We start from the raw sequence: 24870 nt of genomic DNA on the forward strand, positions 1-24870 counted from the left end.
TCAGCGGCGCAGCACCCGGCGGGCGAGCCAGTTGCCGACGTACTGCACGACCTGGACGAACACGACGATGAGCAGCACCGCCGCCCAGGTCACGACCGGCTCGAACTGGCGGAATCCGTAGAGCTGCGCGAAGTAGCCGAGGCCGCCGCCGCCGATGAGGCCGGCCATGGCCGACATGTCGATCACCGCGATGACGATGAACGTGTAGCCGAGGATCAGCGGACCGAGCGCCTCGGGCACGACGACCGTGCGGAGGATCCGCCACGGACCCGCGCCCATCGACCGCGCCGCCTCGATCACGCCCGGCCGCACCGTGAGCAGGTTCTGCTCGACGATGCGCCCGATCGCGAACGCGGCAGCGAGCGAGAGCGCGAAGATCGCGGCATCCGTGCCGATGCCCACGCCGATGACCGCGCGCGTGAGCGGCTGCACGGCGGCGATGAAGATGATGAAGGGGATCGGCCGGAAGAAGTTGATGACGACGTTGAGCACGTTGTTCACCACCGCGTTCGGCAGCAGGCCGCCACGGCGCGTGGCGTAGAGGCCCAGGCCGAGCAGGAACCCGCCAGCGCCGCCGAACAGCATCGTGAGCGCGACCATGTAGAGGGTCTCGCCCGCCGCGGCCCAGAACTCGGGGCCCAGTTCGAGGAGCCGGTCCATCAGCGCACCTCCGTGACATCGGTGTGCCGGGCGACCGCGGCGAGCGCGCGGTCGATCGCGGCCTCGTCGCCCCGCACGGCCAGCGTGAGGTGGCCGAAGGCGCGTCCGCGGATGTCGTTGATGCCGCCGTACACGAGCTCGAACTCGAGCCCGGCCTCGGCGAGGTCGAGGAAGACGCGCGCCTGCGACGCGTCGCCGTCGCGGAAGGAGCACGTGACGATGCGACCCTCGTGCCGCTCGCGGAGCACTGCGAGCTCGGCGGGCGAGGGCACGCCCTTGATCACCGTGCCGACGAACCGCTGCGACGACGGGTGCCGCGGGCTCGAGAACACGTCGAAGACGTCGCCGTGCTCGATGACCCGTCCCCGGTCCATCACGGCCACCTTCGTCGCGATCGAGTGGATCACGTCCATCTCGTGCGTGATCACGATGATCGTCACGCCCTGCTCCTCGTTCACGCGCTTGAGGAGCGCGAGCACCTCCTGCGTCGTCTCGGGGTCGAGCGCGCTCGTCGCCTCGTCGGCGAGCAGGATGCGGGGGCGCGTCGCGAGCGCGCGGGCGATGCCGACGCGCTGCTTCTGACCGCCCGAGAGCTCGTCCGGGCGAGCACCCGCCTTGTCGGTCAGGCCGACGAATGCGAGCAGTTCGTCGACGCGCGCGCGGATGTCGGCCGTCCTCCATCCGGCGACCTTCAGCGGATACGCGACGTTGCCGCGCACGGTCTTCGCGTCGAAGAGCTCGAACTGCTGGAAGACCATGCCGATGCCGAGGCGGATGCCGCGGAGCTCGCGCTCCCGGAGCCCGGTGATCTCGCGGCCGTCGATCCGGATCGAGCCGCTCGTCGCGGGCTCGAGTGCGTTGACGAGGCGGACGAGCGTCGACTTGCCGGCACCCGAGTAGCCGATGATGCCGTAGACGTCGCCGGCGTCGATCTCGAGCGAGACGTCGTCGACCGCGGTGACGAGCTCGGCCGTGCGGCCCGAAGCGGGATAGGACTTGCTGACGTGCTCGAGGGTCACGAGCGCCATGCGATACCTCCTCCACGCACGCGCGTGCGGGTGGCGGCGCCCGATCGGGGCGCGCCACCCGTGCGCGTGCCGGGTCGTGTCGTGGTCGGGATCAGCCCTGGGTGCGGGTGTCGTCCTCGACCGTGGCGAGCGAGGACTCGAGCTCGTCGACCGGGGTCGTGAGCGCGACCGCGGTGTCGCCGGAGGCCTCGAGCAGGCCCGCCTGCACCTCGGGGTCGGTCTGGAAGATCTCGACGAGCTTCAGGTACGTCTCGTCGTCGGCGTCCTCGGCGCGAGCGGCGAAGATGTTGACGTAGGGCAGCGCGGTGGGGTCGCTGGGGTCGTCCTGGGCGATCGCGTCGGCGAAGGTGAGGCCCGCGTCCTGCACGAAGTCGTTGTTGATGATCGCCGCGGCGACGTCGGGGAGGCTCGTGGGCGTGAGCGATGCCTCGAGCGGCGTGACCTCCACCTTGGAGTTCGCCTCGTCGATGTCGTCGACGGTCGAGAAGATCGACCCGCCGCCGTCGAGCTCGATGAGGCCGGCCGACTGGAGCACGAGGAGTGCGCGGGCCAGGTTCGAGGGGTCGTCGGGCACGGCGACGGTCTCGCCGGCCGGGATGGCGTCGACCGAATCGTACTTCAGCGAGTACAGGCCGAGCGGGTAGATCGCGGTCGCGCCGATCGGCGCGAGGTCGGCCTCGGCGGACACGTTGTAGTCGGCGAGGTACACGATGTGCTGGAACTGGTTGAGGTCGAGCTCGCCCTCAGTGAGCGCCGGGTTGGGCTGGGTGTAGTCGGCGAAGTCGACGAGCTCGATATCGATCCCGGCGTCGGCGGCGGCCTCCTCGAATGCGGGCCACTGCGGGTCGGACTTGCCGACCACGCCGATGCGGACGACGTCGTCGCCCTCGGCGGCGCCGGCCGACGAGCAGGCCGCGAGGCCGACGACGAGCGGGGCTGCGGCGAGCGCGGCGATGAGCTTGGTGGTGGTGCTGGGCATGGCGGGGTTCCTCTTCCGATCGGCGCGCGCGTTCGGATGCTGGTGGCGGTGGTGCCTGGACATGACGAACCCCACCGCTGGTGGCGGTGGGGCCTCGTTGCCGCGTTCGCGGGCGCACCTCAACGGTAGGCGAAGGATCTGCGCCCGATTGACCACATGGTCATCAGCGGTCACAGATCCTGCGACGCTACCCCTCGAGCTGTTCGGATACTTCGAGCCAGCGCGTCTCGAGCTCGGCCATGGAATCCTCGAGGGACCGCAGGTCGTCGCCGAGCGCACCGAGGCCGACGTAGTCGGACTGGTCGTGGCGGGCGAGCTTCTCGTGCTGCTCGGCGATCTGCGCCTGCAGCTTCTCGAGCCGCCGGTCGATCGCCGACAGCTCCTTCTCGGCCGATCGGCGGTCGGCACCCGTGAGGGCCGGGGCGGATGCCGCGGTGCCCGCGCCATCGCCGGCACCTGCGCCCGGCCCGCTCGCCTGGCCCGTCTGGCGCGATGCCGCCGAGGATGCCGCGGCCGCGGCATCCGTCGCCTGCTGCCGGCGCAGCTCGAGGTACTGGTCGACGCCGCGCGGCAGGTCGCGCAGGTGCCCGTCGAGGATCGCGACCTGCCGGTCGGTGACGCGCTCGACGAGGTACCGGTCGTGGCTGACGACGAGCAGGGTGCCGGGCCAGGCGTCGAGGAGGTCCTCGATCGCGGCGAGCATGTCGGTGTCGAGGTCGTTCGTCGGCTCGTCGAGGATCAGCACGTTCGGCTCCTGCAGGAGGATCAACAGGAGCTGCAGTCGGCGCTTCTGGCCACCCGAGAGGTCCTTGACGGGGGTCGCGAGCTGCTGGCTCGTGAACCCCAGCCGCTCCAGGAGCTGGCCGGGCGTGAGCTCCACCGCCTTCGAACCGGCGCCGACCACGTAGCTCGTCCGCTGCGCCGCCACCACCGCGCTCACGCGCTCCTCGGTCCACTCGGCGAGCTCGGCGAGCTCCTGGCTCAGCACCGCGATCTTGACGGTCTTGCCGCGCTTCACGCGCCCGGTCGTCGGCTGCACCTCGCCCGTGACGAGCTTCAGCAGCGTCGACTTGCCCGCCCCGTTCACGCCGAGGACGCCCGTGCGCTCCCCCGGTGCGATGCGCCACTCGAGCTCGTGCAGCACGGTCCGCGTCGCTGGCGCGCCCGGCACGGCATCCCGCACGGGGTACTCCACGGAGACGTCGAGGAGGTCGACGACGTCCTTGCCGAGCCGCGACACCGCGAGGCGGTTGAGCTCGACGGGATTGCGCACGGGCGGCTCGTTCTCGATGAGCTCGTTCGCCGCGTCGATCCGGAACTTCGGCTTCGACGTGCGGGCCGGCGCGCCGCGGCGCAGCCACGCGAGTTCCTTGCGCATCAGGTTCTGCCGCTTGGCCTCGGATGCCGCGGCCATCCGGTCGCGCTCGACGCGCTGCAGCACGTAGGCGGCGTAGCCGCCCTCGAAGGGCTCGATGATCCGGTCGTGCACCTCCCAGGTCGCGGTGCACACCTCGTCGAGGAACCACCGGTCGTGCGTGACGACGACGAGCGCGCCGTCGTTCGCCGACCACCGGCCCTTCACGTGGCGGGCGAGCCAGGCGATGCCCTCGACGTCGAGGTGGTTGGTGGGCTCGTCGAGGAACAGCACGTCCCAGTCGCCGATGAGCAGCGCGGCGAGCGCGACGCGACGCCGCTGACCACCGGACAGGTCGCCGACCCGCCCGTGCCACGGCACGTCGCCGAGCAGGCCCGCGATCACGTCGCGCACCTTCGCGTCGCCCGCCCAGACGTGTTCCTCGATGCCGCCGACGACGGCCTCGGCGACCGTCGCGTCGGGGTCGACGGTGTCGGCCTGGTCGAGCATGCCGATCCGGATGCCGCGACGCACCGTGACCCGGCCGCCGTCGGGTTCGAGCCGGCCCGCGAGCAGCTTCAGGAGCGTCGACTTGCCGTCCCCGTTGCGTCCCACCACGCCGATGCGGTCGCCCTCGTCGATGCCGAGGGTGACCTCGTCGAAGACGGTGCGCGTGGGGAACTCGAGGTGCAGGCGCTCGGCGCCGAGGAGGTGTGCCATGTCGCGCTCAACCCTACTTCGCCGTGCCGGGGCGGCCCGCGCTCGGCCACGGGGCCGATGAACCGACGAGGCGTCACCCTGGCGTCGAGAAGATGCCATCTGCACCGGTCACCGCGCCCAACGGTGCAGCTGCCATCCCTTCGTTCAGCCGCGATCCGTACCGCGCGCGTCGAGCCGCCGACGCACGCGGTCGGCGAACGCAGCCGAGTCGCGCAGCTCACCGTCCGCGCTGACGTCGTCCGCGGTCGCCTGGACGATCACCCAGCCCGCATCGGCCAGCCGCTCGATCCGGCGGATGTCACGACGCCACTGCGCAGGCGACCGATGCAGGTCGCTCTGGTACTCGATCCCGACCCGACGATCGGGATACGCGAGGTCGATCATCGCGACGAGTTCGCCACGTCCGTCCAGAACCCGGTGATTGGGGACCGGCTCGGGCAGGCCCGCCCTCACGAGGTCGAGCCGCAGCAGCGTCTCCCTGCGCGACAGTGCACCCCATCGTGCGGCGGCCAGGGCTCGACGGAGCGCGTCGATCCCCCGACGCCCGGGATGTGCCGCGAGGGCGGACTCGAGCTGGTCCCGGCCGCAGAGGGGTGCTCGTCCGTCGAACGGCTGTGATCCGGTGATCAGGTACTCCGCGGCCGCGACGAGGTCGTCGACACCGAGCGATGCGCCGAGCTGCATCCAGTGCTCGCCGGATCGACCACGCGCAACCCGCCATGGACGACGACCCGGACGGACTCGAACGAGATGACGTGCCCTTCGACGCCGGCGGCGCTCGGTCGCGCCGAGCCACGGGGCACCGCGACGTGCAGGAGCGGACGCGCCGACGCGCCGTCGGCGACCGGTCCCGGGCGGGGGGACTCGGCGCTCCTCGGCACGGGGATGCCCCACAGCGCGGCGGCCGTTGCGTGACTGAACACCTGCCGGCGAGGCATCCGCTTGGCGTAGGCCTCGGCGAGTTCGCGGATCGAGGGTTCCGCCCCGACGTGCCGGCGCACGCCATGGAACGTCCGCTCGAGGTCGGGTGCGGCGAGCCGGCGCCACCCCACGCCGTGGCGGTTCGCCTCGGCTCGGGTGAAGGACGGCACGGCGCTGAGGCGCCACGGAAGCCGATCGGATCTGCTCACGGACCCCAGCGTCCGGGGTCGCGCGACGGCGCGTTGCCGGCTGTCCACATTCCGCGGCCCGGGTTCGTTCGAGAGGATGTCATCTGCACCGCCCGCACTGCCGAGCGGTGCAGATGGCATCCTCTCGCTGGCGGCGCAGCACAGCGCGACCGGTCCGCGCCCGCGCGGCGGGTGCGAGCGTGCCCGCGCGGCGGGTGCGAGCGTGCCCGCGCGGCGGGTGCGAGCGTGCCCGTGCGGCGCGGGGCCGAGCCGGAGCGGCGCGGCCGGGCGCCGGAGGAGCAGCCGGCCTCAGAAGGGGAGCACGCGGGCGCCGTGCACCGGGCCGTGGACGTGCAGTGCCCTGAGGCCCGCCGCGGACAGCGCGACCTGGAGCTCGAGCGCGCCGTCGGCGTCGTCGACGAGGAACGCGACCGTCGGCCCCGAGCCGGACACGAGGCCCGCGAGGGCGCCGTTCTGCTCGCCGAGGTCGATCACCTGCGCCAGGCGCCCCGCGAGGCCGACCGCGGCCGACTGGAGGTCGTTGTGGAGCGCAGCCGCGAGCTGCCGCGGGTCACCCGCGCGGAGCGCCTGCAGCACCGCCGCGTCGACGGTCGGCGAGTCGAGCGCCGTGCGCGCGCCGTGGTGGCCGTCGCGCCACTCGGGGTCGAGGCCCGCGTCGCGTCGCCGGTCGAGCTCGCCGTAGACGGCCGGCGTGGAGAGCCCGAATTCGGCCGTGACGAGCACCCAGTGGAACGACCCGGTGGCCAGCGCCGGGCTCAGCCGGTCGCCGCGCCCCGTGCCGATCGCCGTGCCGCCCGTCAGCGCGAACGGCACGTCGGCGCCGAGCGACGCGGCGAGCGCGTGCAGCTCCTCCTTCGGCAGCGCGGTGCCCCACAGCGCGTCGCACGCGACGAGCGTGCCCGCGGCATCCGCCGACCCGCCGCCCATGCCGCCCGCGATCGGGACGTGCTTGTCGATCTCGAGGCGCACCCCGCCGGGCACGCCCGCATGGCGGGCGAGCAGCTTCGCGGCGCGGATCGCGAGGTTCGAGGCATCCGTCGGCAGGCCCGAGGTGTCGACCGAACCGCCGAACGCGACCGAGAACTCGTCGTCGGGCCAGGCGCGGACGTCCTCGTAGAGCGACACGGCCTGGTACGCGGTCGCGACGTCGTGGTAGCCGTCGTCGTCGAGCGCCCCGACCCGCATGAAGAGGTTGATCTTCCCGGGGGCTCGGACGTGCACTGCCGCGTCGGTCGCCGGGAACACCATGGCACCACGCTAGCCGACGCGGGCGGGCCGATCGCGCAGCGCCGAGGCCCGGTCGTCGAGCGGTGACGGGTGCCGCGCGCTGCGCGCGCTCAGTCGACGGATGCCGCGGCCCGCGCGATCCGCAGGAAGTCCTCGACGGTCAACTGCTCGCCGCGCGCCTGCGGGTCGACGCCCGCACGCTCGAGCACGGCGCTCGCCGTCGCGGCGGAACCGCCGAGCACGCCGGACAGCGACTGGCGGAGCATCTTGCGCCGCTGCTGGAACGCGGAATCGACGATCGCGAAGACGACCGCCCGTTCCTCCTCGGTGCCGGGCGGATCGCCGGGGGCGTCGCCGCGCTCGAACCCGACGAGCACGGAATCGACGTTCGGCACCGGCCAGAACACCATCCGGGACACCTGGCCCGCCGTGCGCCAGTCGCCGTACCAGCTCGCCTTGACGCTCGGTCCGCCGTAGACCTTCGACCCGGGCTCGGCGGCGAGCCGATGGCCGACCTCGGCCTGCACCATGACGATGCCGGAGGTGAGCGACGGGAAGTGCTCGAGCAGGTGCAGCAGCACCGGCACGGAGACGTTGTACGGGAGGTTCGCGACGAGCCGCGTGGGCTCGCCCGGCAGGTCGGTCACGCGCAACGCGTCCTCGCGGAGGACCGTGAGCGAGGTGCCCGGCTGCATGACGCTGACCGTGTGCGGGAGCTGGGCCGCGAGGCGGGCGTCGATCTCGACCGCGATCACCCTGGCTCCGGCCTCGAGGAGTCCGAGCGTGAGCGACCCGAGGCCGGGACCGATCTCGAGCACGGTCTCGCCGCGCTGCACCCCGGCGGTCTGCACGATGCGGCGGACCGTGTTGGCGTCGTGCACGAAGTTCTGGCCGAGCTTCTTCGTCGGGGTGACGTCGAGCAGTTCGGCGAGGTCGCGGATCTCGGCCGGTCCGAGCAGGCGCGGCGTGACGACGCGGCCGCCGTCGGCCTCGTGTCGATGCGCGTTCACGCCCTGCTCCCCCGCACCCTCACGATGCTCCGCCAGCCGGCGACTCCCGCGCGCGCGGCGCGCCGGATCACGCGGAACCCGCCTCGAGCCCGTCGGCCCAGGAGCCGTACGCGCGTTCGGTGTTGTCGGCGACCTGGGCGCACAGCTCGTCGAGGTCGGCACCGAGCGCGTCGGCCATGAACCGCATGGTGTGCGGCACGAGGTACGGCGCGTTCGGGCGGCCGCGCAGCGGCACCGGCGTGAGGTACGGCGCGTCCGTCTCGACGAGGATCCGGTCCCGCGGCACGACCCGGAGGGCGTCGCGCAGGTTCCCGGCGTTCTTGAACGTCACGTTGCCCGCGAACGAGCAGTACCAGCCGGCGTCGCCGGCGAGACGGGCGAGGTCCTCGCCGCCCGAGAAGCAGTGGAAGATCGTCGTGTCGGGGGCACCGGCCCGGCGGAGCGTCGCCACCACCTCGTCGTGCGCGTCGCGGTCGTGGATCTGCAGTGCGATCCCGTGGCGCTTGGCGATCTCGATGTGCGCCTCGAACGAACGGAACTGCGCGTCGCGCCCGTCGCCGCCGGTGCGGTAGAAGTCGAGCCCGGTCTCGCCGACGGCGCGCACGCGCGGCTCGGCCGCGAGCTCGTCGATGACGGCGATCGCCGCGTCCAGCTCGCCGCGGGCCTCGAGCTCGGGCGCCTCGTTCGGGTGCAGGGCGACCGCGGCCAGCAGGCGCGGCTCGCGCGACGCGATCTCCGCCGACCAGCGGCTCGTCGCGACATCCGTGCCGACCTGCACCGCACCGGCCACGCCGACGGATGCCGCACGCTCGAGGTGCTCGTGCGCCGTGAGCGGCAGCGCCCCGTCGGCGATCTCGAGGTGCGTGTGGTTGTCGTAGACGGCGACCGCGAGCGGCTCGGGCGGCGGCGGGTACTCGGCCGCGCGTCCGCCGTCGGACCGCGTTCGGAGGTGGTCGGCGCCAGCCGTCACTCGGTCGCCTCCACGCGCGGGAACAGCGGTTCGAGCGCCGAGGTCTGCGTGCCGACGCTCCACTCGTGGGCTCGGTCGATGCGCTGCTCCTGCACGGTGCCGGGCGCGCCGAGCGCGGCCCACAGCTTCGCGGTGGCCTTCGGCAGCACGGGCGAGAGCAGCACGGCGAGCGTGCCGACCCCGTGGTACGCGGTCTCGAGCACGGCCTCGAGGCGGGCGCGCTTCGCCTCGTCCTTCGCGAGGACCCACGGCTCCTGCTCGGTGATGTACCCGTTCAGGGCGTCGACGAGCTTCCAGGTGGCGGCGATCGCCTCGTGGATCTGGAGGCCGTCGATCGCCCGCCACGCGGCATCCGTCGCCTCCGCCTCGATGCGCCGGATCGCCTCGTCGGCCTCGGTGCGGGCCGCCTCGGTGCCGGTGGGCACCGCGCCGCCGCAGTAGCGGCCGATCATCGCGATCACCCGCGAGGCCAGGTTGCCGAAGCCGTTCGCGAGCTCGGCCTGGTAGCGCGCGGCGAGGTCCTCCCACGAGAACGAGCCGTCCTGGCCGAACGAGATCGCGGAGAGGAAGTAGTAGCGGAACGCGTCGGAGCCGAACGTGTCGGTGATCTGCGACGGTGCGATGCCGGTGAGCTTCGACTTCGACATCTTCTCGCCGCCGACGAGCAGCCAGCCGTGGCCGAACACCCCGGTCGGCACGTCGAGCCCGGCGGCCATGAGCATCGCGGGCCAGATGACGGCGTGGAAGCGGAGGATGTCCTTGCCGACGAGGTGCTGCGCCGGCCAGCGCCGCGCGAACCGGTCGTCGTCCTCGCCGTATCCGACGGCGGTGATGTAGTTGAGGAGCGCGTCGAACCAGACGTAGACGACGTGCGTCTCGTCCCACGGGACCTTCACGCCCCAGTCGAACGTCGACCGCGAGATCGACAGGTCGTCGAGGCCGCGTCGCACGAAGCTCACGACCTCGTTGCGCGCCGACTCGGGCTGGACGAAGTCGGGCCGCTCCTCGTAGAGCGCGAGCAGCCTGTCGGCGAAGGCCGACATGCGGAAGAAGTAGTTCTTCTCGTGCAGCAGCTCCACGGGCTTGGAGTGGATGGCGCAGACCAGCTGCCCCTCGTACTCGCCCGTGCCGTCGACGAGCTCGGACTGCTGCTTGTACTCCTCGCAGCCCACGCAGTAGTAGCCCTCGTACTCGCCCGTGTAGATCCATCCCTCGTCGAAGAGGTGCTGGAGGAACTTCTGGACGTTGCGCTCGTGCCGCTCGTCGGTCGTGCGGATGAAGTCGTCGTTGGCGACGTCGACCGTGTCGAGCAGCGGCTTCCACGCGTCCGCGACGAGCTTGTCGGCCCACTCCTGCGGGCTCACGCCGTTCGCGGTCGCCGTGCGGAGGATCTTCTGCCCGTGCTCGTCGGTGCCGGTGAGCATCCACGCGTCGCGACCCGCCTGGCGGTTCCACCGCGCGAGCACGTCGGCGGCCACCTCCGTGTACGCGTGCCCGATGTGGGGCACGTCGTTGACGTAGAAGATGGGGGTCGTGATGTAGAACGAGGAGGCGTCGGCCATGCCGACAATCCTACGGGCGCGCACACGCCCGCTACGCCGGTGCGCGACGCCCGCCGGGCTCAGTCGCGCCGGCCCTTCGGTTCGACCACGGGGATCGATCCGGTCCGCAGGGTTCGGGCGCGACCGTCGCCGAGCACGGGTGGCAGCACGCCCTCGACCGACATCCGCTCGTGGGGGGTCGGAACGCCGATGGTGAGGTCCTGCTCCTTGAGCCGCGACGGCTTCACCTTCTGGCCGGGGTAGTCGACGAGGTTCATGCCGATCACGATCTTCCCGGGGGCGTCGCGCCGGTCGAGTTCCCGATAGGCGTCGGCGATGTCGGCGAGGGGGAACACGTCGGCGATCGGCAGCCGGACCTGACGGTCGGCGATGAGCTGCGCGATGCGCCCGAGGGCGATCGTGTCGCCCGCGTACAGCTTGACGGCGTCGTCGTCCTCGACGGCGTCCCAGTCCGTCGTCGTGAACACGCGCGACGCCGGAACCCCGAGGTCGGCGGCCTCGGAGGCCTGCCCGCCGAGGAAGTCGAGGAACGCGGTGACCTGCCGGTCGGTGATGCTCCGGATCCGCACAGCGAGGTCGGGCCCGTATGCGACCGGCGTGATCCCGAACTGGCGGACGAAGTCGAACCGGGACTCGGAGGTCGTGCCGATCACCACGGCACCGCGAGTCCGCGCGAGCTGCGCAGCCAGGCAGCCGATCCCGCCGGCCACCGCGGTGATGACGACGAGATCGTTCGGGCCGACGTTCAGGCCGTCGACGGCGGCGAGCGCGGTCGTGCCGGCGACGTAGAGCGACCCGGCGACCTCCCACGACACCGACGCCGGCTTCGGCAGCAGCTGCGACTCGGGCACGACCACGACGGTCGCCTGGGCTCCTCGTGCGACGAACCCCATCACCTCGTCGCCGCGCCGGAACCGCGTGACGCCCTCCCCGGTCGCGTCGACCACGCCCGCCACGTCGCGGCCCTGACCGGAGGGGAACACCACCGGCCAGCGGTCCACGTGGTCCCCGCGGCGCACCGCCGTCTCGACCGGCGAGATCCCGCTCGCGTACACCTCCACGCGAACCTCTCCCGGGCCGGGTTCGGGGACCGGGACCTCGGTCACCTCGAGCACGTCGGGCCCACCGAACCTGCTGAATCGCACTGCCTGTGCCATGATCGCCACCCCCGAAACGACGCTGTGCCTTCAGCGTGCGCGCGCATCATGTGAGCGGCATGGGAGCCACCTGTGACTTCCATACGTGCGCATGGACCGGTGGGGTTCAGCGAGCCGATCGGGCCTGGAGCGCGGCCTCGTACAGGTCGCGCTTGCCGAGGCCCGTCTCGCCGGCGACGAGCGCCGCGGCATCCTTCAGCCTGGTGCCGGATGCCGCGAGCGCGACGACCCGCGCGACCGCCTCGCCGGCGTCGGCGACCGGGGCCTCGGGCGCTCCGCCGACTACCACGCAGATCTCGCCGCGCACGCCGGCCTCGGCCCACTCCACGAGCTCCCCGAGCGGGCCTCGTCGCACCTCCTCGTGGAGCTTGGTGAGCTCACGGCACACCGCTGCGGGCCGATCGGCGCCGAAGGCCTCGGCGAGCGCGCCCAGGCTCGCCGCGAGGCGCGACGGTGCCTCGAAGAACACCAGCGTGCGGCGGTCCCCCGCGAGTTCCGCGAGGCGACGCGAGCGATCGCCCGCCTTGCGCGGGAGGAACCCCTCGAACGCGAACCGGTCGGTCGGCAGGCCGGAGACGGCGAGCGCCGTCACGACGGCGCTCGGCCCGGGGATCGCGGTCACGTCGACGCCGGCGGCGACGGCCGCCTGCACGAGCGGGAAGCCCGGGTCCGACACGGTCGGCATGCCGGCGTCGCTCAGCACGAGCAGGTCGCCGTCGCGTGCGAGCTCGACGAGGTCGCCTGCCCGGGCTCGCTCGTTGTGCTCGTGCAGTGCGATGAGCCGGGGACGGTTGGCGATGCCCAGTGCGGAGAGGAGTCGCTGGGTCACGCGCGTGTCCTCCGACGCGACGACGTCGGCGTCCTCGAGCGCCTGCCGGAGCCGGGTCGACGCGTCGCCGAGGTTGCCGATGGGCGTCGCCGCGAGGATGATCACCGCTCCAGTCTGGCGCACGGGCGCCGCGGGACGCGCGGTTACAGTGGAGCGCATGGGTCTCCACGGGGTCGGCGCGGACGCGCGCGACGAACGCGAGGCGACCTCCACCGGACGCGACGGCGGGGCGCGTCCGCCCGCGCCGGAGCCGACGACCGGCCCGCTCGAGCGCGTCCCCGAGTCGGGGTCCCCCGAGGGGGTCGACACGCAGCGCGAGCCCGCGGCATCCGCCCGATCGACCGCGCGCGAGACGGTGCCGGTGGGCACCCGCATCGACGCATGGTGGGCGAACCTGCTGCGCACGCCGGGCCGCCGAGCCCTCTGGACCTGGGGCGGCCCGATCGCCGTCACCCTCCTCGCCGCCGTGCTGCGGTTCTGGAACCTCGGGCATCCGCAGGCGATCGTGTTCGACGAGACCTACTACGTGAAGGACGCCTGGACGCTCCTCGCGAACGGCTACGAGTCGGCATGGCCCGAGGGGGCGAACGAGGACTTCGCGCGCGGCGACACCGACGTGTTCTCCGACGACCCGGCGTACGTCGTGCACCCGCCCCTCGGCAAGTGGATGATCGGGCTCGGCATGGCGCTCTTCGGCGCCGACAGCGCGTTCTGGTGGCGCGCGTCGACGGCGCTCGCCGGCACCGTCGCCGTGTTCGTCTTGACGATGGTCGGCCGACGCCTCTTCCGCTCCACGCTCGTCGCCGTGATCGCCGGGCTCCTGCTGGCGATCGACGGCAACGCGATCGTGATGAGCCGGGTCGCGCTGCTCGACAACTGGGTGATGCTGTTCGCCCTGTTCGGATTCTGGTTCGTGCTCCTCGACCGCACGGCGACCGAGTCCCGGCTGCGCGAGCGACTCGCCGCACTGCGCGACGGCGGGGGCGATCCGCACTGGGGGCCCGTGATCTGGGCGCGCCCGTGGGTGATCGCCGCGGGAATCGCGTTCGGCGCCGCCACCGCGGTGAAGTGGTCCGGCCTCTACTTCATCGCCGCCTTCGGCATCTACCTCGTCCTCGTCGACGCGATGGCCCGGCGGCGCGCCGGGCTCGGCTTCTGGGTCGAGGGCGCGCTGTTCAAGCAGGCGCCCGCGACCTTCCTCCTGCTCGTGCCAGTGGCCGGCGTCGTCTACCTCGCGTCGTGGACCGGATGGCTCGTGACCGACGGCGGTTACTACCGCGGCTGGGCCGACGAACCGGGGAACGCGGCGACCGGGTTCTGGTCGTGGGTGCCGCACTCGCTGCAGAGCCTGTGGCATTACCACCAGGCCGCGTACGGGTACCACGTCGGCGTGGCCTCCCCGCATCCGTGGCAGGCGAACCCGCTGACCTGGCCGATCTCGCTGCGCCCGACGAACATGTACTTCGCCTCGACGATCGACGGGTCCGGTGGCTGCGGCCAAGGGGAGTGCTGGTCCTCGATCATGGGCATCCCGAACCCGATCATCTGGTGGGCCGCGACGCTCGCCACCGGCTACCTCGTGTACCGCTTCGCCCGGTATCGCGAGTGGACGGCGGGAGCGATCCTCATCGGCGTCGCCGCCGGCTACCTGCCGTGGCTCATGTACCTCGGCCGGACGGTCTTCCAGTTCTACACGATCGCCTACGAGCCGTACCTGCTCCTCGCGCTCGCCGCGGTGCTGGGCATCGTGCTCGGCCGGCGCGACGACCCGAGGTGGAAGCGCCAGCAGGGCATCGCCACCGTCGCGGTGTTCCTGGGCGTCGCGGCGGCGGTCTCCCTCTTCTTCCTCCCGCTCTGGACGGCGATGCCCGTGACGCCCGACTTCCGGCAGCTGCACTTCTGGCTGCCGGGCTGGGGATGAGCGCCCGGGTGCCCGGCAAGGCCGGCGGTGCGGGCCCGGCGTCGCGGCGGTGGCGCCCGCGGATGGCCGGCCTCGGCGTCGCAGCTGCCGCCGCCGCCTTCGCCTGGCTGGTCCACCTCGCCGTCCCGGCCGTCCCGCTCCTGACGATCGCCGTCGCGGCGGGCATCGTGGCCGGCCAGGTGCCCGCCCTGCGCCCTGCGCTCGACGGGGCGCTGCGGCCGGGCCTCGCGTTCTCGGCGCGCACGCTGCTGCGTGCGGGCATCGTGCTGCTCGGCCTGAAGCTCAGCCTCGCCGACATCGCGGGGCTCGGCTGGATCACCGTCCTCACCACCGTGGCGGTCGTCGTGCTCACCTTCGGCGGCACGCTGGCGCTCGGCCGCGCCATGCGGCTGCCCGGGCACGAGCCGCTGCTCATCGCGAGCGGCTTCGCGATCTGCGGGGCCTCGGCGATCGGCGCGATGGCGGCGACGGTGCGGGCCCGCGACGACGAGCAGGCCCGCCCGGTCGCGCTCGTCACGCTGTGCGGCACGCTCGCGATCGCGGTGCTGCCGGCGCTGTGGCATCCGCTCGGACTGTCGGCCGGGCAGTTCGGCCACTGGGTCGGAGCCGGCGTGCACGACGTGGGGCAGGTCGTCGCGACCGCGCAGATCGCCGGGGCGTCGGCGCTGGCCGTCGCGGTGGTCGTGAAGCTCACGCGCGTGCTGCTGCTCGCCCCGATGGTCGCGATCGCCGCGGGTGCCGAGCGGCGACGGTCGACGGATGCCTCCGGCCCGCGCCCCGCGATCGTGCCGCTGTTCATCGCGGGCTTCCTCGTCGCGGTGCTCGTGCGGACGTTCCTGCCGGTGCCCGAGGCGGTGCTGACGGCCGCGGACCTCGTGCAGACGACCCTGCTCGCGATGGCGCTCTTCGCGCTCGGCGCGTCGATCCGCGTCGCCGCGCTGCTGCACACGGGTTGGCGCGCGCTCGTGACCGGCCTCGCGTCGTGGGTGCTCGTCGCCGCGCTCGCCTACGGTGCGGTGCTGCTCGGCTGAGCACCCGCGTCCGGCGTCACCCGGTCTCGCCCGCGGTGGCCGGATCGGGCGTCGCGGCGCTCGCCGCCCCGCCGGATCCGGCATCGCGCCACCCGTCGGGTCGGATGCGGATCGCGACCTTGCCTCGGACCGCGCCGGACGCCAGCCGAGCGACGGCCTCCGGCCCCCGGTCGAGCGGGAACACCTCGTCGACCACCGGTCGGAGCCGCCCTGCCTCGGCGAAGGCGCGGAGCTCGTCGAGGTCGTCGCCGCGGTGCTTCGCCGCCAGCGGCTTCAGGCGGCGCCTCGTGAACGGCGAGCGCAGCGTCGCGGCCGCCATCCGTGGCAGTGGGCCGAAGGTGCGCGAGCCCGTGCCGGCCGAGAGCACGAGCGTGCCGCGCGGCGCGAGGATCCGGGTGAGCGCCGTGAGCGATTGCGCCGCGACGAGGTCGATGATGACGTCGTAGACCGCCGCCTCCTGCGTCGGGTCGGCCGTGCGGTGGTCGATCACGCGGCGCGCGCCGGCGTCGCGCACGTGGTCGGCCTTGGCGCCGCTCGCGACGCCCGTGACCTCCGCGCCGAGTGCCGTCGCGAGCTGGACGGCGTACGTGCCGACGCCGCCGGAGGCGCCGATCACGAGGACGCGGTCCCCCGGTCCGACGCGACCGAGCCGGAGCGCCTGCAGCGCGGTCGTGGCCGACACCGGGATCACGGCGGCGTGCACGTCGTCGAGGTTCGCCGGCGCGTGCCGCACGTACGTGGCCGCGACCACCACGGTCTCGGCGAACCCGCCCTGGTCGGACTCGGCGAACACGCGGTCGCCCACGGCGAGCCCGTCGACGCCGTCGCCGACGGCCGCGACGACGCCGGCGATGTCCCGCCCGATGACCGGCCGCTTCGGGCGCTTCAGCCCGAAGGCGGCCCGGATCAGCCGCGGCTCGCCGCGCATGATCCACACGTCGCCGGCGTGCACCCCGGCCGCCGTCACCGCGACCGCGACCTCGCCGCGGCCGAGTGCGGGCTCCGGGACCTCGGCGACGGCGAGGACCTCGGGGCCTCCGTAGCCGTTCTGGACGATCGCGCGCATCAGGCCTCCTGGTACTCGGGCACGGGAGTGACGACGACCGTGCCGGCCTTGTGTCCGGTGTCGACGAGGCGGTGCGCGTCGGCGACCGCGTCCAGGGGGAGCACGCGCTCGATGACCGGCGTGAACGCTCCGGCCGCCGTGAGCGCGGCGAGCTGCTCGAGGTCGGGCCGCTTGGCCTCGGCCGAGCGGAGCCCGGTGAACATGACCACGGCGCGGCGGCGGCCGAGCCGCGACGTCACCTGCTGGGCCATGATCGCCCACGACGGCACCGTGGTGAGGTAGCGGCCGTCAGAGGCGAGCACGGCTCGCGCCCGGCGGAAGGTCGACTTGCCGACGGCGTCGAACACCACGTCGAAGGGCGCGCCCGGCGCGTCGCGCCGCATCGCGTCCTCGCGCACGTAGTCGATCACCCTCGCGGCGCCCAGGCCCGTCGCGAGTTCGGCGTGCGCCGGGCCGCACACCGCGGTGACCTCGGCGCCGAGGTGCACGGCGAGCTGCACCGCGGCGGCGCCGACCGCGCCGGAGGCGCCGTTGACGAGCACGCGACTGCCTCGCCGCACGTGACCGCCGTCGCGGAGGAACGGCAGCGCCGTCATCGCACCGTCGCAGATCGCGACGGCCGCGTCGACGGACACCCCGTCGGGCAGCGGGACGACGGCGCCGTCCTCCTGGACGACCACGGCTTCCGCGTGCGCGCCGCCGTCGGCTCCGGTCGCGCCGAACACGCGATCACCCACGGCGAAGCGCGTCACGCCCGCGCCGACGGCGTCGACGACTCCGGCGAAGTCCGACCCGAGCACGGGGTTGCGCGGGCGGCGCAGTCCGAATGCGAGCCGCGCGAACCAGGGCGAACCGGATCGGCCCGCGGCATCCGCAGCCCCGACCGACGCCGCGTGCACGCGCACGCGGATCTGCCCTGGACCGGGCTCCGGCCGCTCCCGCTCCTCGACCCCGACGACCTCGGGGGCACCGTACCGGTGATACGCGGCGATCCTCATGACGCCGACACCTCCTCCTGGGGGTACTGGAAGACGTCGTCGAGCGGCACCCCGAACACTCGAGCGATCTGGAAGGCCATCTCGAGGGAGGGCGAGTAGCGGCCCTGCTCGATGGCGATGACGGTCTGGCGGGTGACGCCGAGCCGCTCCGCGAGCTCGGCCTGCGTCATCTCGCCGTGGCGGAAGCGCAGCGAACGGATGTCGTTCGTCACCCGCGTGGGCTTCACCATGCGGGCACCCCCCGGCGGTACATCACGAGCTTCGCGACGCTCGACAGGATGCCGGCGAGCACGAAGCCGAGGTAGATCGCATTCGCGATCCAGAACCAGTGCACCTGGAGCATGGCCAGGACGAGCGCGCCGACCCCGGCGGCGACGACGAGCGAGTTGCCCACCTGCTCGCCCGCGCGGTCGATCTGCTTGTCGCGCACGTCGGCGCGGTGGCTCTCGCTCGGCGTGATGATCTCGAGCAGGATGCGGCCGACGATGCCGGCGACGATCGCGCCGCCGATGGTCCACAGCATCGGGATCGCGTAGTCGACCTCGTCGACGGGCGTTCCGGCGGCGAGCTGCGCGAGCACGAGCCAGAGGTACACCCCGTAGACCACGATCGTGACCACGAGGAACGACCACGTGCCCTTCTCCTCGTACGACATGCGCGTTTCCTCCGATGTGAAGAATGTTTGACATGTTCAGTGTCAACCATTCTCGACACCATGTCAAGCATTCTTTACACACCGGATGCGACGCCCGCCCGGTCGCGCAGGCTGAACCGCCGCTGCCGCCGCCCGCCCCAGCGGGGGCCGTGCTCGAAGAGATGCCATCTGCACCCACTGGGGGCCCGCAGCGGTGCAGATGGCATCCACTCGATGAAGTCGCCCCACCGGAGCCCGGCGGCCCCGGGGCTAGTGGTCGGCGCCGCCGACCAGCTTCAGGCCGACGACGCAGCCCACGAGCCCCGCGATGAGCGCGAGCCGCGCCCACGAGACCTCCGTCTCCCCCGTGATCATGGCCCAGATCACCGTGAGGGCGGCGCCGATGCCGACCCACACCGCGTACGCGGTGCCGACGGGGATGCCGCGCATCGCCCATGCGAGCCCGCCCATCGAGACGACGAGCGCGACACCGAACACGACCGACGGCCAGAGCCTGGTGAACCCCTCGGACTTGCCGAGGGCGGTGGCCCACACGGCCTCGAGCACACCGGAGACGATGAGGACGATCCACGACATGACGGCACTCCTTCGGCCAGTCTTGTCGCGTTCCGGGTACTGGGTTCCCTCGTCCGGTGCCGCCGTCGGGCGACCTGAGGGAGGCTAGCAACGCCACCTGATCAGGCCCTGTGCAGGGCGAGCACCCGCGGCGTAGCCTGACGGCATGGCGCGCATCCGCGTGAACGGCGTCGACCTCCACGTGGAGGAGCGTGGCGCGGGAGGGCCGATCCTCGGCATCCACGGCACGCCGAGTTCCGCCGAGCTCTGGGTCGACGCCGCGGAACGGCTCGCCGCGCACGGTCGGGCCATCACGTACGACCGCCGCGGCTTCGCGCGCAGCGCGGGCGGGCGAGCGGATGCCGCGACGGGACTCGACGACCACGTGGCCGACGCCGCCGCGCTGCTCGAGCGCCTCGGTGCGACGCCTGCCGCCGTGATCGGCCGCAGCACCGGCGGGCTCATCGCGATCGAGCTCGCGCGGCGGCATCCGGACGCGGTCTCGTCGCTCGTGCTGCTCGAACCCGCGCTCTTCACGATCGATGCCGCCACCCGGGCCTGGGCCGCCGGCGCCCGCGACCGCATCGCCGCTTCGGCCGCCGACGCCCCCGACCGGGCCGCCGAGGCCGTGTTCCGCGTCATGCTCGGCGACGACGCATGGACCGGCCTCCCCGATGAGGTCCGCGACGCGTTCGCGGCGGCGAACGGCGGCGTGCTCGCCGAACTCGCCGGCGACGGGCTCGACCTCTCCGCGCGGCCGCGGCGCTACGAGGCCGAGGAACTCGGGGCGGTGCGCGTCCCGACGCTCGTCGTCCTCGCGGAGGCGTCACCCGAGCCGCTCCACCGCGCCGCCGAGTGGCTCGTCCAGCACCTCCCGGAGGCGCGTCGCTCCGACGTTACGGGCGGCCACCTCATCGACCCGGCCGACCCCGTGGTCGTCGCGTTCATCGACGCGCACGCCGCGCGGTGACGCGACGCTCAGGTCCCGGCGAGCCCCGTCGGCGAGCCGCCCGGCTCGGCCGCGCGACCGGCCGCGAACCGCGACGGCGCCGGCCTCGACCCGTCGGCGAGGTCGGCGAGGATCCGCCCGACCACGGGGGTGAACTTGAACCCGTGCCCCGAGAAGCCTGCGCCGACGACGATCGGGCCGATCCGGTCGAGCACGAAGTGCTCGTCGGGCGTGGTGGTGTACGTGCAGCTGATCGGCGTCGCCGCGTCGGCGTCGACGCCGGGCAGCCAGTCGCGCGCGTAGCGCTGCAGGTCGGCGAGCTGGTCGGGCACGGGAAGGAAGTCGCGCGCGTCGGGGTCGACGACGGGGCCGACCCCGTGCCATCCGGCCTTCACGCCCTCGCCCGGCGTCAGCATGCCGTAGACGGGCGAGCGCCAGTAGCCGTACCCGTCGGCCGCCGCGCCCGGGAAGTGGTTGTAGCTCGGCCACGGCGTCGACTCGTCGCGCACGGCGAAGTGGGCGGGCCCCTCCTGCGTGACGACGAGCGGCGGCAGGGCGAGTCCGCCGACGAACTTCGTGGTCCAGGCGCCGAGCGTCACGACCGCCGTCCGGGCCTCGACGACCCGCTCGATCCCGTCGTCGGCGACGGAGGCCACGCGCACGCGATCCTCGCCGAGCGTCTCGATGCGAGTGGCTCGCGTGCGGTGCCGGACGTCGGCCCCGGCGGCGGCCGCCGTCGCGTGCAGGGCGGCGATCGTGGCATCCGCGTTCACCCGGCCCGCCCGCGCGTTGAAGAGGACCCGGGTGTCGAAGCGGATGCCGGGCCAGCGGCGCGACGCCTCGTCGACCGGCAGGAACTCCGACGGGATCCCGGCGGCGGTGAGGGCGGCGTGGACCGCGTCGAAGTGCGCGGCAGGCCCGTGGTTGGCGACCCCGACGAGCTCGAGGAGCGGCGTTCCCGACTCCGCCTCGAGCTCGCGCCAGAGCGGCAGCGCCTCGACGAGCATCGCGACGTAGGCCGGGTCGGCGTACCCGACGTTGAAGTTCCGGGAGGCGCCGTGCGAGGCGCCGTTGCGGTGACCCGGCTCGAACCGTTCGAGCAGCACGACGTCGCGGCCGCGCCGCGCGAGGTGCCAGGCGGTCGCGGCACCCATCGCGCCGCCGCCGACGACGGCGGTCTCCACCTGCTCGACCTCGCTCATGCGGCGTCCCTCCTCGGCCCGACCTCGACGACACCGCGGAAGTGCTCGACGACCGGGAACGGCTCGTAGAAGCCGTGCAGCAGTTCCCGCCACCGGCCGTACTCCGGCGCCCCGCGGAAGCCGGGGTCGTGGTCCTCCAGTCGCTCCCAGTGCACGAGGAGCAGGTACGCGTTCGGCGTCTCGATCGACCGTGACAGCGTCAGGTCGACGAAGCCGGGCATGCCGGCGATGATCGACCGCGCCTCGGCGAAGGCCGCCTCGAACGCCGCCTCGCGGCCGGGGACGACGGGCAGGATCGCGTGCTCCAGGATCACGCGGCCCACGCTATCGCGCGCCGTTGGCAGCCGCGCGCGGAGGAATGGCAGCCGTCCGCGACGCCGGCACCGGGCCGCCGCGCCACGATGGAGGCATGGACCTCGACAACACCGCCCTGATCGTGATCGACGTGCAGCAGGGCTTCGACGACCGGGAGTACTGGGGCGAGCGCGACAACCCCGACGCCGAGGCGAACATCGGCCGGCTGGTCGCGGCCTGGGCGGATGCCTCGCGGCCGATCGTCCTCGTCCGGCACGACTCGCGCGAGCCCGGCTCCCCGCTCGCGCCCGGCGCGCCGGGCAACGCGCTGAAGCCCGTCGTCGCCGACGCCCCGCACGACCTGTTCGTCACGAAGCACGTGAACTCGGCGTTCTACGGCGACCCCGACCTGCACGCGTGGCTCGGCGAGCGCGGCATCCGTCGTCTCGTGATCTGCGGCATCCAGACGAACCAGTGCGTCGAGACCACGGCCCGCATGGCCGGCAACCTCGGCTACGACGTCGTGCTGCCGATCGACGCGACGCACACGTTCGAGATGGCGGGTCCGGGAGGCATCCGCCTCACCGCCGCCGAGCTCGCCCGCGCGACCGCGGTGAACCTCGACGGCGGCGGCTTCGCACGCGTCGTCGCCACGGACGACGTGCTCGGAGCCTAGGGCGCAGCACCTCGCCATCCGTTGCCCTGCGTTACGGCCGGGGGCGGGTGCCGGGGAGGACCGGACTAGCGTGTCCCCATGGCAGACCGCGAATACGGCTTCAAGACCCGCGCCATCCACGCGGGCAACATCCCCGACGCCGAGGCGGGCGCCCGCGCGCTCCCGATCTACCAGTCGAGCGCGTTCGTCTTCGACGACACGGCGGATGCCGCCGCGCGCTTCGCACTGCAGAAGTACGGCAACATCTACTCGCGACTGGCGAACCCCACGGTCGCGGCGTTCGAGGAGCGCGTCGCGAGCCTCGAGGGCGGCCTCGGCGCGGTCGCCACGGCGAGCGGGCTGTCGGCGCAGTACATCACGTTCGCGAGCCTCGCCGGCTCGGGCGACCACATCGTCGCCTCGGCCAACCTCTACGGCGGCTCGATCACGCAGCTGGATGTCACGCTCCGCCGATTCGGCATCGAGACGACGTTCGTCCGCTCCTCCGACCCTGCCGATTACGCGCCGGCGATCACCGAGCGCACGAAGGCGATCTTCGTCGAGACGATCGCGAACCCGTCGGGCGAGGTCGCCGACCTCGAGGGCCTCGCCGACGTGGCCCACGCGCACGGCATCCCGCTCATCGTCGACTCGACGATCGCGACCCCGTACCTCAATCGGCCGATCGAGTGGGGCGCCGACCTCGTCACGCACTCGGCGACGAAGTTCCTCGGCGGCCACGGCACCACGCTCGGCGGCGTCGTCGTCGAGTCGGGCCGGTTCGACTGGCACTCCGAGAAGTTCCCGCTGTTCGGTGAGCCGGTGCCGAGCTACGGCGGCCTGCAGTGGTCGGGCAACTTCGGCGAGTACGCGTTCCTCACCCGGCTGCGCGCCGAGCAGCTCCGCGACATCGGGCCGGCGCTCGCGCCGCACTCCGCGTTCCTGCTCGCGCAGGGCGTCGAGACGCTGCCGTACCGGATCCAGGCGCACATCGACAACGCGCGCGCGGTCGCCGAGTGGCTCGACGCCGACCCGCGCATCGAGCGTGTCTTCTGGGCCGGCCTGCCCGACCACCCGCACTTCGAGCGAGCGGGCAAGTACCTGCCGAAGGGCCCCGGCTCGGTGTTCAGCTTCGAGGTGAAGGGCGGCCGCGAGGTCGGCCAGAAGCTCATCGAGTCGGTGAACCTGGCGAGCCACCTCGCGAACATCGGCGACGCGAAGACGCTCATCATCCACCCGGCGTCGACCACGCACGCGCAGCTCACCGACCAGCAGCTGGTCGATGCGGGCGTGCTGCCCGGCGTCGTGCGCCTCTCGGTCGGCATCGAGGACGTCGAGGACATCATCGCCGACCTCGACCAGGCACTGACCGCCGCGACGCGCGACCGCGTCCTGACCGCCGTGGGAGGCGCCCGATGAGCATCGCGAGCGGGACCGACGTGACCGCGACGGATGCCGCGGCCGACGTCGCGACGGTCCGCCTCGTCAACGGCCTGTCGTGCGAGCTCCCGGCGAGCTCGCCGCTGGCCAAGCTGCTGAAGTCGCAGCGCACGTGGATCGGTCCCGACGCGAAGCAGCGCCTGCGCATCCTGAACGCCGCGAAGTCGATCGCCATCGTCGGCGCCTCGCCGAAGCCGCAGCGCTCGAGCTACTTCGTGGGCACCTACCTGCAGCAGTCCAGCGACTACCGCGTGTACTTCGTGAACCCGAACGAGACCGAGATCCTCGGGCAGCCGGCGTACGCGAGCCTGAAGGACCTGCCCGAGGTGCCCGACATCGTCGTGGTCTTCCGTCGCGGCAGCGACATCCCGTCGGTGGTCGACGACGTCGTGTCGATCGGCGCGAAGACCATCTGGGTCCAGCTCGGCATCTGGAACGAGCAGGCCGCCTACTACGGCGAGGAGCAGGGCCTCACGGTCGTCATGGACCGCTGCGTCAAGGTCGAGCACGCGCGCTTCCACGGCGGGCTCCACCTGCTGGGCTTCGACACCGGGCAGATCACGAGCCGCCGCGGCGGGCGCTGAGGCCGGCGCCGGGGCGCCCGGCCTCGCACGGGCTCAGCCGGACGCGGCGTCGAGCTCGGCGCGGAGGAACAGGTCGGGCGCCATCGGACCAGGGCGAGGGCGTCGACGCGATCGGCGACCTTCAGCCCGACGACGGGCTCGGCCGCGATGATCTCACGCGGCCTGGGGCCGTCGGGCGAGCGCGACCGTCAGGCGGCCGGTGCCGTGGCGACGGCCGGACCGCCGGTGACGCCGGGCACGTCGATCCCGTACGCCAGGATGTGCACCGGCGTGCCGTCGGGGCGCTCGAACGTGAACTCGCGATCCTCGATCCGCTCGAACCCCATCCGCTCGTAGAGACGTCGGGCCGGGCGCATCTGCTCGCCGGTGTTGAGCACGACACGACGGATGCCGCGGCTCGCGGCGAGCGCCATGACGTGCCGCACGATCACCTCGCCCACGCCGCGGCCGCGTGCGTCGGCCGAGACGCCGAGGAACCGGAAGTCGAGCTCGTCGTCGTGTCGCGCGACGGCGGACATGCGCCGACCGGGACGCGGCGTGGTCACGGTGCCGAGCAGCGCCCCGGCGCCGGTGTCGACCGCGACCCAGACCTCGTGCTCGCGGGCGCGTTCGTCGACGGCCTCGATCTCGTCGAGGTAGGCCTCCGTCAGCTCGTAGTCCCCCGCGTATGCATCGCGGACCAGTCGGCCGACTCGCGAGGCCTCGTCCTCGCGCATGCGGCGCACGACCAGCCCGCCCGTGGTCGAGGCGGGCGGGAGGAACGTCGGGATGGCGTCGGTCGTGGGCATCCGAACCAGCCTACGCGTCCCCGCCTGTGCCCCGGCCGAGCGGCACCATGGCCACGCACGGCGCATTCCGATGCCCCCAACGGCGGGCGACGCACGATTCTTCGAA

At 73.0% G+C, this 24870-nt stretch carries 26 protein-coding genes and 1 riboswitch; of the genes, 6 read left to right on the plus strand and 20 right to left on the minus strand.

The window, feature by feature from the left end:
* The 12 genes from GJR97_RS17600 to rsmI form a co-directional block, all read right to left on the minus strand.
* Nucleotides 1–660, minus strand: coding sequence for a methionine ABC transporter permease (locus tag GJR97_RS17600; protein ID WP_154348023.1), 660 nt, complete (start codon nucleotides 658–660; stop codon nucleotides 1–3).
* Nucleotides 660–1688: a methionine ABC transporter ATP-binding protein gene (locus GJR97_RS17605; RefSeq protein WP_154348024.1), complete on the minus strand. Its 1029-nt coding sequence runs from the start codon at nucleotides 1686–1688 to the stop codon at nucleotides 660–662. Before GJR97_RS17605 ends, GJR97_RS17600 begins: the two co-directional genes overlap by 1 nt.
* 91 nt (nucleotides 1689–1779) lie before the next feature.
* On the minus strand, nucleotides 1780–2667 hold the full coding sequence (locus GJR97_RS17610; protein ID WP_154348025.1) for a MetQ/NlpA family ABC transporter substrate-binding protein: 888 nt from the start codon (nucleotides 2665–2667) through the stop codon (nucleotides 1780–1782).
* A 187-nt stretch (nucleotides 2668–2854) separates the two neighbouring features.
* Nucleotides 2855–4741, minus strand: a complete 1887-nt coding sequence (locus GJR97_RS17615) for an ABC-F family ATP-binding cassette domain-containing protein (protein ID WP_154348026.1) — start codon at nucleotides 4739–4741, stop codon at nucleotides 2855–2857.
* Nucleotides 4742–4885: 144 nt separating this feature from the next.
* Nucleotides 4886–5425, minus strand: coding sequence for a hypothetical protein (locus GJR97_RS17620; protein WP_154348027.1), 540 nt, complete (start codon nucleotides 5423–5425; stop codon nucleotides 4886–4888).
* Nucleotides 5368–5871, minus strand: a complete 504-nt coding sequence (locus GJR97_RS17625; RefSeq protein WP_154348028.1) for a hypothetical protein — start codon at nucleotides 5869–5871, stop codon at nucleotides 5368–5370. Before GJR97_RS17625 ends, GJR97_RS17620 begins: the two co-directional genes overlap by 58 nt.
* 288 nt (nucleotides 5872–6159) lie before the next feature.
* Nucleotides 6160–7119, minus strand: a complete 960-nt coding sequence (locus GJR97_RS17630; RefSeq protein WP_154348029.1) for a 4-(cytidine 5'-diphospho)-2-C-methyl-D-erythritol kinase — start codon at nucleotides 7117–7119, stop codon at nucleotides 6160–6162.
* 89 nt (nucleotides 7120–7208) lie between these two features.
* On the minus strand, nucleotides 7209–8108 hold the full coding sequence (rsmA, locus tag GJR97_RS17635) for a 16S rRNA (adenine(1518)-N(6)/adenine(1519)-N(6))-dimethyltransferase RsmA (protein WP_324613664.1): 900 nt from the start codon (nucleotides 8106–8108) through the stop codon (nucleotides 7209–7211).
* 67 nt (nucleotides 8109–8175) lie between these two features.
* Complete coding sequence (locus GJR97_RS17640; RefSeq protein WP_324613665.1) at nucleotides 8176–9078, minus strand: TatD family hydrolase; 903 nt, start codon at nucleotides 9076–9078, stop codon at nucleotides 8176–8178.
* Nucleotides 9075–10640, minus strand: coding sequence for a methionine--tRNA ligase (gene metG / locus GJR97_RS17645; protein ID WP_154348030.1), 1566 nt, complete (start codon nucleotides 10638–10640; stop codon nucleotides 9075–9077). Before metG ends, GJR97_RS17640 begins: the two co-directional genes overlap by 4 nt.
* A 59-nt stretch (nucleotides 10641–10699) precedes the next feature.
* Entirely contained in the window at nucleotides 10700–11797 is a 1098-nt protein-coding gene (locus GJR97_RS17650; protein WP_154348031.1) for an NADP-dependent oxidoreductase, read from the minus strand.
* 106 nt (nucleotides 11798–11903) lie between these two features.
* Complete coding sequence (gene rsmI, locus GJR97_RS17655; RefSeq protein WP_324613666.1) at nucleotides 11904–12731, minus strand: 16S rRNA (cytidine(1402)-2'-O)-methyltransferase; 828 nt, start codon at nucleotides 12729–12731, stop codon at nucleotides 11904–11906.
* A 52-nt stretch (nucleotides 12732–12783) separates the two neighbouring features.
* Here rsmI and GJR97_RS17660 point away from each other — a divergent pair, with 52 nt between their 5' ends.
* Nucleotides 12784–14547, plus strand: coding sequence for a dolichyl-phosphate-mannose--protein mannosyltransferase (locus tag GJR97_RS17660; RefSeq protein WP_195760761.1), 1764 nt, complete (start codon nucleotides 12784–12786; stop codon nucleotides 14545–14547).
* Nucleotides 14544–15578: a YeiH family protein gene (locus tag GJR97_RS17665; RefSeq protein ID WP_154348033.1), complete on the plus strand. Its 1035-nt coding sequence runs from the start codon at nucleotides 14544–14546 to the stop codon at nucleotides 15576–15578. The genes GJR97_RS17660 and GJR97_RS17665 overlap by 4 nt, the downstream gene beginning before the upstream one ends.
* Before the next feature lie 16 nt (nucleotides 15579–15594).
* Here GJR97_RS17665 and GJR97_RS17670 read toward each other — a convergent pair whose 3' ends face one another.
* From GJR97_RS17670 to GJR97_RS17690, 5 genes are all read right to left on the minus strand, one after another.
* Nucleotides 15595–16644: an NAD(P)-dependent alcohol dehydrogenase gene (locus GJR97_RS17670; protein ID WP_154348034.1), complete on the minus strand. Its 1050-nt coding sequence runs from the start codon at nucleotides 16642–16644 to the stop codon at nucleotides 15595–15597.
* Complete coding sequence (locus GJR97_RS17675) at nucleotides 16644–17642, minus strand: NAD(P)-dependent alcohol dehydrogenase (protein ID WP_154348035.1); 999 nt, start codon at nucleotides 17640–17642, stop codon at nucleotides 16644–16646. The genes GJR97_RS17670 and GJR97_RS17675 overlap by 1 nt, the downstream gene beginning before the upstream one ends.
* On the minus strand, nucleotides 17639–17872 hold the full coding sequence (locus GJR97_RS17680; RefSeq protein ID WP_129235617.1) for a helix-turn-helix transcriptional regulator: 234 nt from the start codon (nucleotides 17870–17872) through the stop codon (nucleotides 17639–17641). The genes GJR97_RS17675 and GJR97_RS17680 overlap by 4 nt, the downstream gene beginning before the upstream one ends.
* On the minus strand, nucleotides 17866–18297 hold the full coding sequence (locus tag GJR97_RS17685) for a hypothetical protein (protein WP_154348036.1): 432 nt from the start codon (nucleotides 18295–18297) through the stop codon (nucleotides 17866–17868). Before GJR97_RS17685 ends, GJR97_RS17680 begins: the two co-directional genes overlap by 7 nt.
* 249 nt (nucleotides 18298–18546) lie before the next feature.
* Nucleotides 18547–18873 carry a DMT family transporter gene (locus GJR97_RS17690; RefSeq protein WP_154348037.1) on the minus strand — a complete coding sequence of 109 codons (327 nt, stop codon included), beginning with the start codon at nucleotides 18871–18873 and terminating at the stop codon, nucleotides 18547–18549.
* An 11-nt stretch (nucleotides 18874–18884) separates the two neighbouring features.
* Nucleotides 18885–18951: riboswitch (guanidine-III (ykkC-III) riboswitch) on the minus strand.
* Between the two features lie 67 nt (nucleotides 18952–19018).
* Between GJR97_RS17690 and GJR97_RS17695 the strand changes: the two genes are divergently transcribed.
* Nucleotides 19019–19822 (plus strand): alpha/beta fold hydrolase, encoded by an 804-nt coding sequence (locus tag GJR97_RS17695; RefSeq protein ID WP_154348038.1) that lies wholly within the window; start codon nucleotides 19019–19021, stop codon nucleotides 19820–19822.
* Between the two features lie 8 nt (nucleotides 19823–19830).
* On the opposite strand, the gene GJR97_RS17700 is transcribed toward GJR97_RS17695, so the two are convergent.
* Together GJR97_RS17700 and GJR97_RS17705 are read right to left on the minus strand one after the other, a co-directional pair.
* Complete coding sequence (locus tag GJR97_RS17700; protein WP_154348039.1) at nucleotides 19831–21003, minus strand: FAD-dependent oxidoreductase; 1173 nt, start codon at nucleotides 21001–21003, stop codon at nucleotides 19831–19833.
* The gene (locus GJR97_RS17705) at nucleotides 21000–21317 is read right to left on the minus strand and encodes an antibiotic biosynthesis monooxygenase family protein (RefSeq protein ID WP_324613667.1); all 318 of its coding nucleotides are present in this window, start codon (nucleotides 21315–21317) and stop codon (nucleotides 21000–21002) included. Before GJR97_RS17705 ends, GJR97_RS17700 begins: the two co-directional genes overlap by 4 nt.
* Nucleotides 21318–21412: 95 nt before the next feature.
* Between GJR97_RS17705 and GJR97_RS17710 the strand changes: the two genes are divergently transcribed.
* The 3 genes from GJR97_RS17710 (at nucleotide 21413) to GJR97_RS17720 (ending at nucleotide 23976) form a co-directional block, all read left to right on the plus strand.
* Nucleotides 21413–21973, plus strand: a complete 561-nt coding sequence (locus GJR97_RS17710) for a cysteine hydrolase family protein (protein WP_154348041.1) — start codon at nucleotides 21413–21415, stop codon at nucleotides 21971–21973.
* Nucleotides 21974–22051: 78 nt separating this feature from the next.
* Complete coding sequence (locus GJR97_RS17715) at nucleotides 22052–23371, plus strand: O-acetylhomoserine aminocarboxypropyltransferase/cysteine synthase family protein (RefSeq protein ID WP_154348042.1); 1320 nt, start codon at nucleotides 22052–22054, stop codon at nucleotides 23369–23371.
* On the plus strand, nucleotides 23368–23976 hold the full coding sequence (locus GJR97_RS17720; RefSeq protein ID WP_154348043.1) for a CoA-binding protein: 609 nt from the start codon (nucleotides 23368–23370) through the stop codon (nucleotides 23974–23976). Before GJR97_RS17715 ends, GJR97_RS17720 begins: the two co-directional genes overlap by 4 nt.
* A 188-nt stretch (nucleotides 23977–24164) precedes the next feature.
* Here GJR97_RS17720 and GJR97_RS17725 read toward each other — a convergent pair whose 3' ends face one another.
* The gene (locus tag GJR97_RS17725) at nucleotides 24165–24764 is read right to left on the minus strand and encodes a GNAT family N-acetyltransferase (protein ID WP_154348044.1); all 600 of its coding nucleotides are present in this window, start codon (nucleotides 24762–24764) and stop codon (nucleotides 24165–24167) included.
* Between the last annotated feature and the right edge of the window lie 106 nt (nucleotides 24765–24870).

Source organism: Agromyces kandeliae, from assembly GCF_009674665.1.
Lineage (GTDB): Bacteria > Actinomycetota > Actinomycetes > Actinomycetales > Microbacteriaceae > Agromyces > Agromyces kandeliae.